This window comes from Nocardia sp. NPDC060220 (genome assembly GCF_042727815.1).
GTDB lineage: Bacteria > Actinomycetota > Actinomycetes > Mycobacteriales > Mycobacteriaceae > Nocardia.
Genome location: NZ_JBHWZY010000508.1, coordinates 1 through 5,099 on the forward strand (window position 1 = coordinate 1; position 5,099 = coordinate 5,099).

At 69.7% G+C, this 5,099-nt stretch carries 6 protein-coding genes and 1 pseudogene; 3 read left to right on the forward strand and 4 right to left on the reverse strand.

The window, feature by feature from the left end; genetic code table 11:
* Positions 1-527, forward strand: a 527-nt coding sequence (locus tag ACFWF3_RS23680; RefSeq protein ID WP_379315313.1) for an ATP-dependent helicase C-terminal domain-containing protein, incomplete at its 5' end; no start/stop codon positions are given.
* A 94-nt stretch (positions 528-621) separates the two neighbouring features.
* On the opposite strand, the gene ACFWF3_RS23685 is transcribed toward ACFWF3_RS23680, so the two are convergent.
* On the reverse strand, positions 622-1,206 hold the full coding sequence (locus tag ACFWF3_RS23685) for a GNAT family N-acetyltransferase (protein WP_379315314.1): 585 nt from the start codon (positions 1,204-1,206) through the stop codon (positions 622-624).
* 212 nt (positions 1,207-1,418) lie between these two features.
* Here ACFWF3_RS23685 and sigJ point away from each other — a divergent pair, with 212 nt between their 5' ends.
* A complete protein-coding gene (gene sigJ / locus ACFWF3_RS23690) occupies positions 1,419-2,318 on the forward strand; it encodes an RNA polymerase sigma factor SigJ (RefSeq protein ID WP_379315315.1) in 900 nt (299 codons plus the stop codon).
* Positions 2,319-2,416: 98 nt separating this feature from the next.
* Here sigJ and ACFWF3_RS23695 read toward each other — a convergent pair whose 3' ends face one another.
* Positions 2,417-2,632 (reverse strand): hypothetical protein, encoded by a 216-nt coding sequence (locus ACFWF3_RS23695; RefSeq protein ID WP_378990522.1) that lies wholly within the window; start codon positions 2,630-2,632, stop codon positions 2,417-2,419.
* A gap of 173 nt (positions 2,633-2,805) precedes the next feature.
* Here ACFWF3_RS23695 and ACFWF3_RS23700 point away from each other — a divergent pair, with 173 nt between their 5' ends.
* Complete coding sequence (locus ACFWF3_RS23700) at positions 2,806-3,984, forward strand: pyridoxal phosphate-dependent aminotransferase (RefSeq protein ID WP_067448665.1); 1,179 nt, start codon at positions 2,806-2,808, stop codon at positions 3,982-3,984.
* Positions 3,985-4,047: 63 nt separating this feature from the next.
* On the opposite strand, the gene ACFWF3_RS23705 is transcribed toward ACFWF3_RS23700, so the two are convergent.
* Both ACFWF3_RS23705 and ACFWF3_RS23710 read right to left on the reverse strand, forming a co-directional pair.
* Positions 4,048-4,644 (reverse strand): trimeric intracellular cation channel family protein, encoded by a 597-nt coding sequence (locus tag ACFWF3_RS23705; RefSeq protein ID WP_379315316.1) that lies wholly within the window; start codon positions 4,642-4,644, stop codon positions 4,048-4,050.
* Between the two features lie 212 nt (positions 4,645-4,856).
* Positions 4,857-5,099, reverse strand: a pseudogene (locus tag ACFWF3_RS23710) (LysE family translocator); the annotation flags it as partial.

The window sequence follows — 5,099 nt, forward strand, 5'->3', positions numbered from 1 at the left end:
GTTTCCTGCATCGCACCCTCGGCGCGCCGTGGCCCGCCGTCGACGACGGCGCACTCCTCGCCGACCTCGACGTCTGGCTCGGCCCCGAATTATCCACCGCCCGCCGCCGTGCCGACCTCGCCCGCCTCGACGCGGGCACCGCGCTGCGCCGCCTGCTCCCGTGGCCCGCCGCCACCCGCCTGGACGAACTGGCCCCCGAACGCCTGGAAGTCCCCTCCGGCAGCCGCGTTCGCCTCGACTACTCCGCGGATCAGCCGATCCTCGCGGTCAAGGTCCAGGAGATCTTCGGCTGGACCGACCCGCCCACCCTCGCCGACGGCCGAGCCCCCATCCTGCTGCACCTGCTGTCCCCAGCTCAGCGCCCCGTCGCTGTCACCGCCGACCTGGCCTCCTTCTGGAAAAACGGCTGGCCACAGGTCCGCGCCGACCTTCGCGGCCGCTACCCCAAACACGCTTGGCCCGAAGACCCCACCACGATCTCCGCTCACCGGGGAACGGCTCGCCGAGCCACCGACCGCCCGAACTGATCGTTCACCACAGGGCTCGGGCGGTTGGTAGCGTCGGCGGCGTTCGGTGAGTTGCGCGGTGGGCGGGGTGTCGGCGAACTGGTCGAACCGCGCGTTATCGGCCGTCGGCACCGGCCTCGGTGGGCCACCCGTCGACCGGCACGGCGGGGTCGGTGGGCAGGCGCGCCGCGACCCATTCGTCGACCCGCGCTCCACGCTGCACCCCGCCCGATCGAGCCATCCCCTCGTAGTGGAAGCCGTTGCGGCGGACGGCGGCGGCCGAGGCGATGTTGCCCACGATCGCGCGCCACATGATCCGGTCGAGGGCGAGACCGTCGGCGTCGAAACCGAAGTCGCAGACCAGGTTGATCGTCCGCGACATCAGCCCGCGGCCACGGTGCGCTGGGGTGAGCCAGAAGCCGATCTCACAGGTGCCGGGTCCGCGCGTATGCAGGCCGACCATGCCCTCGACCCGGCCGTCCTCGGCGGTGCGGATCGCCCAGACCGGCGCGTTGTCCGCCCAGCCGGGGGCCACGACCCGGTCGAGGAATTCCTCGGTATCGCAGCGGTGATACGGGACGGGGACCGTGGTCCAGCGCTGCACATCAGGGTCCTGACAGCACTCGACGATGCGGTCGATATCGGCTCCGGTCGGGCGGGTGAGCCAGACGGTTCCGTCGGTGAGCGTGTGCTCGTACATCCGGCCATCCTGACAGTCGACGCCGAGAATCTCGCCGGATTTTCACGGTCCGCCCGCGCCGAGCCGGTCGGCGACCCGCCGCACCTCACCGGCAGGTGCGACGCGAGCGATGAAGCCGGGCACGAACTTCCCACCGGGGAAATCGTGTGCGAAATCACCGGCGCCGACCCGTGGGGCGGAGCGCGAGTGGGTACTCCGTAGGATCTGACTCGATGGTTTCCCCGTTTCTCGCCGACCTGTTCGAATCGCATCGACCGCACTTGCTTTCGGTCGCCTACCGGCTCACCGGAAGTGTCGGCGATGCCGAGGACGCGGTGCAGGAGAGCTGGCTGCGGATGGCCGGCGTGCACCAGTCCGAGATCGACGATCTGCGCGCCTGGCTGACGACCGTGGTCAGCCGAATCTGCCTCGACCACTTGCGAAGCGCCGCCGTGCGCCGCGAAACCTACGTGGGGCAGTGGCTTCCGGAACCGATCGTCTCGGCGGCCTCGTCGTCGCGCACACCCGACCCCCTGGACGTGGTGGTGCGCGATCAGGACAGCCGGATGGCGGCGATGGTGGTGCTCGACGCGTTGACGCCGCAGCAGCGGGTGGCGCTGGTGCTCCACGAGGGATTGTCGGTGCCCTTCGACGAGATCGCCGAGATCCTCGGCGTCTCCGCCGATGCCGCAAGACAATTGGCGGTCCGCGCGCGCCGGGCGGTGGCCAGAGCGCCGGAACCGGTCGCCGACGATGTGCACGATCAGGCGGTGCGGCGGTTCCTCGCCGCACTGGCCACCGGTGATGTCTCCGCGGTAGCCGCCACGCTGCATCCGGACACGACATTCACCGCCGACGCGGGCGGCACCACCAAGACCGCGCTGAATATCGTTGCCGGACAGGAGAAGGTCGCCCGACTGGCGCTCGGCCTCTGGCGCAGGCATCAGGAAGAATCCGGGCTGGAATTGGGCGCCGCCACGGTGAACGGGCAATCGGGGCTGGTGATCACCGACCCGAACTCGCCGTTCGGACGACCCGTGCGTGTCCTCGCCTTCGCAGTGCGAGACGGAAAGATCTGGGCGACTTACGATTTCGCCAACGTGACGAAACTGTCCGGCGCCCGCCTCCGCTGACCCCGCAGCACCGTCGAGGCCCTGCGAGGTCAGCGGTTCACTTCACAGCGCTGAGCTGATCGGCGTAGCGATGCGGACCAGCGCGCATCGCGGACGTTCTACGGGTAGGTGGAGCCCCAGTTGTGATCGCCGGTCGACGATCCGAGGTTGAAGTCCCCCGTCGAGGAACCCATGTTGTTGTCCGGCGTCGCCGAACCGGTGAACCAATCGACGATCGGACTGGCGACGAGGTGATCGTGGATGAATTGCCACGCCGAACCGGCTACCTCCGACGCAGCCGGTTGCAGGATGAAGTCGAGCAGAGGTGAGGCCATGCGAGCCCCTTTCGATATACCACCACGCAGTGGTGTGTGAGGTAGAACACGGCGAGGCTAGCTGAGGTTGGGGAAACGCACAATAGCGCAGGTCAAAGCGGGAAAACATTTGTGAAACATGCATGTTCGCTATCGCTGGGCAACGTCGCCGAATAGTGGGATACGCTGCGGAGATGCCGCCTGTGCCGCCCACCGTCGCCCGCCTGCGCCCCTTCGGATCGACCATCTTCGCCGAGATGACCGAACTGGCCGTCCGCCACGACGCGGTGAATCTGGGCCAGGGCTTTCCCGATACCGACGGACCCGCCGGCATGCTCGAGGTGGCGCGCGCGGCCATCGCCGACGGCCTCAATCAGTACCCGCCCGGCCGCGGGATGCCGGTGCTGCGTCAGGCGATCGCCGACGACCGCGCCCGCCGCTTCGGCACCGCCTACGACCCGGCCACCGAGATTCTGGTGACCGTCGGCGCGACCGAGGCGATCAGCGCCGCCGTGCTCGGTCTGGTCGAGCCCGATCAAGAGGTGGTGCTGATCGAGCCGTACTACGACTCCTACGCCGCCGCGATCGCGCTCGCGGGCGCGCGGCGACGAACAGCTCGCCTGGTGCCCGACGGTGACCGATTCGTGCTCGACCTGGACAGTCTGCGGGCCGCGCTCACCTCGAAAACCCGCATGTTGATGATCAATTCGCCGCACAATCCCACCGGCGCCGTGCTCGACCGCGCCGACCTCACCGCGATCGCCGAGTTGGCTGTCGAGCACGATCTGCTCGTGCTGGCCGACGAGGTGTACGAGCACCTCGTCTACGACGGCACCGAGCACATCAGCATCTCCACGCTGCCCGGGATGCGTGAGCGGACGGTGGTGGTGTCCAGCGCGGCGAAGACGTTCAATGTCACGGGGTGGAAGATCGGGTGGGCGTGCGCGCCCGCGCCGCTGCTCGACGGTGTGCTCGCGGCCAAACAGTTCCTCACCTTCGTCGGCGGCGGGCCGTTCCAGCCCGCCGTCGCGTACGCGATCAACGAGGAATCGGACTGGGTGCTCGCCCAGCGTGCCGGGTTGGCGGACAAGCGAACGCGGCTTTCGCGGGCGTTGCGCGACACCGGTTTCACGGTCTCGGCCAGCGACGGCGGCTACTTCGTCTGCGCCGACATCCGAGCGCTCGGCGCCGACGATGGACTGGCGTTCTGCCGCGAACTCCCGGCCCGGCTCGGCGTCGCCGCCGTGCCGGTGAGCGTCTTCGCCGATCGCCCCGCGGACTGGAAACACCTGGTGCGCTTCACCTTCAGCAAGCGCGACGAGACGATCGACGAAGGCATCCGCCGGCTCCGCGCCGACACCACGGTGCCCTGACCCGGTGCCGTCGATGAGCCGCTCCACCGGGAAACGACCGGCCGTGGTCACCGACGGGACGGGTCAGTCGCGCGCGTGGCGGGCCAGCGGTGCGTGCCACTGATAGCGCCGGGCCAGCAGCCGGAACCCCACCGCCGCCGCTGCGGCGAGGAGCCCGGTCCAGGCTCGGTACAGGTCGAATGACAGCAGCGCGGCGGTCGCGGCCGCGCCGAACAGGGCCGGAATCGCGTAGAGGTCCTGGTCCGGGCGTAGGACGGTGGGCACCTCGCCACTGAGCACATCGCGGATCACGCCGCCACCGATGGCGGTCGTCATGCCGAGCAGGGCGGCGGTGGGGGCGCCGAGCCCGGCCGAGTCGGCGATCACGGTCCCGGTGACGCAGAACAGCCCGAGCCCGATCGCGTCGGCGATCTCGAGCGGTCCCTTGGTGAGCCGGCGCGAGGGCGCGATGAAGTACAGGACCAGCGCGGTGACTATCGACGCGGACAGATAGGTCAGGTCGGTGAACGCGGCCGGGGGAGTTCGCCCGATCAGCAGGTCACGCACGATGCCGCCGCCGAGCGCGGTCGCACACGCCAGCACCACCATCCCGAACAGATCGAGCCGCTTGCGCACCGCGACCAGCGCACCGGACGCGGCGAAGGAGATGACCCCCATCATCTCGCCGCCCCGATGCACCGCGTTCACGGCCGAGTCCAGCTCGCTGACCGAAGGCCCGGCCAACGCCGTCACCAGCACACCAACGCTCACCACGCAATCCTTCCGCCTCGCTGCTCCGAAGCAGCGTGACACGCAGGCGCGCGGCGACGGCGACCGGCCCACCCGCTGGTGGCGATCCGATTTCGCGTGGGGATGCGGCGGCGGCACGCACCTCAGGCGGGGGTGGGGCGGGCCTTGTCGGTGGCGAGCAGGACGGCGATGGTGCCGAGAGCGGTGCCCATGAGGTAGCGCTGGGTGCGCAGCCAGAGCGGGCGGGCGGTGAGGAAGGTGGCCAGGCCCGCGGCGCCGAGCACGATCATGGCGTTGACCGTGAGGGCGACCGTGATCTGGATGGCGCCCAGCGACAGGCTCTGCAACCAGAGGGCGCCGAACTGGTCGAGGCGAATCGGCGCGAC

Excerpts from the sequence above, each read along its gene's own strand:
- ACFWF3_RS23685 (WP_379315314.1), bottom strand. The coding sequence starts at position 1,206 with ATGTACGAGCACACGCTCACCGACGGAACCGTCTGGCTCACCCGCCCG.
- sigJ (WP_379315315.1), top strand. The coding sequence starts at position 1,419 with ATGGTTTCCCCGTTTCTCGCCGACCTGTTCGAATCGCATCGACCGCAC.
- ACFWF3_RS23695 (WP_378990522.1), bottom strand. The coding sequence starts at position 2,632 with ATGGCCTCACCTCTGCTCGACTTCATCCTGCAACCGGCTGCGTCGGAG.
- ACFWF3_RS23700 (WP_067448665.1), top strand. The coding sequence starts at position 2,806 with ATGCCGCCTGTGCCGCCCACCGTCGCCCGCCTGCGCCCCTTCGGATCG.
- ACFWF3_RS23705 (WP_379315316.1), bottom strand. The coding sequence starts at position 4,644 with ATGATGGGGGTCATCTCCTTCGCCGCGTCCGGTGCGCTGGTCGCGGTG.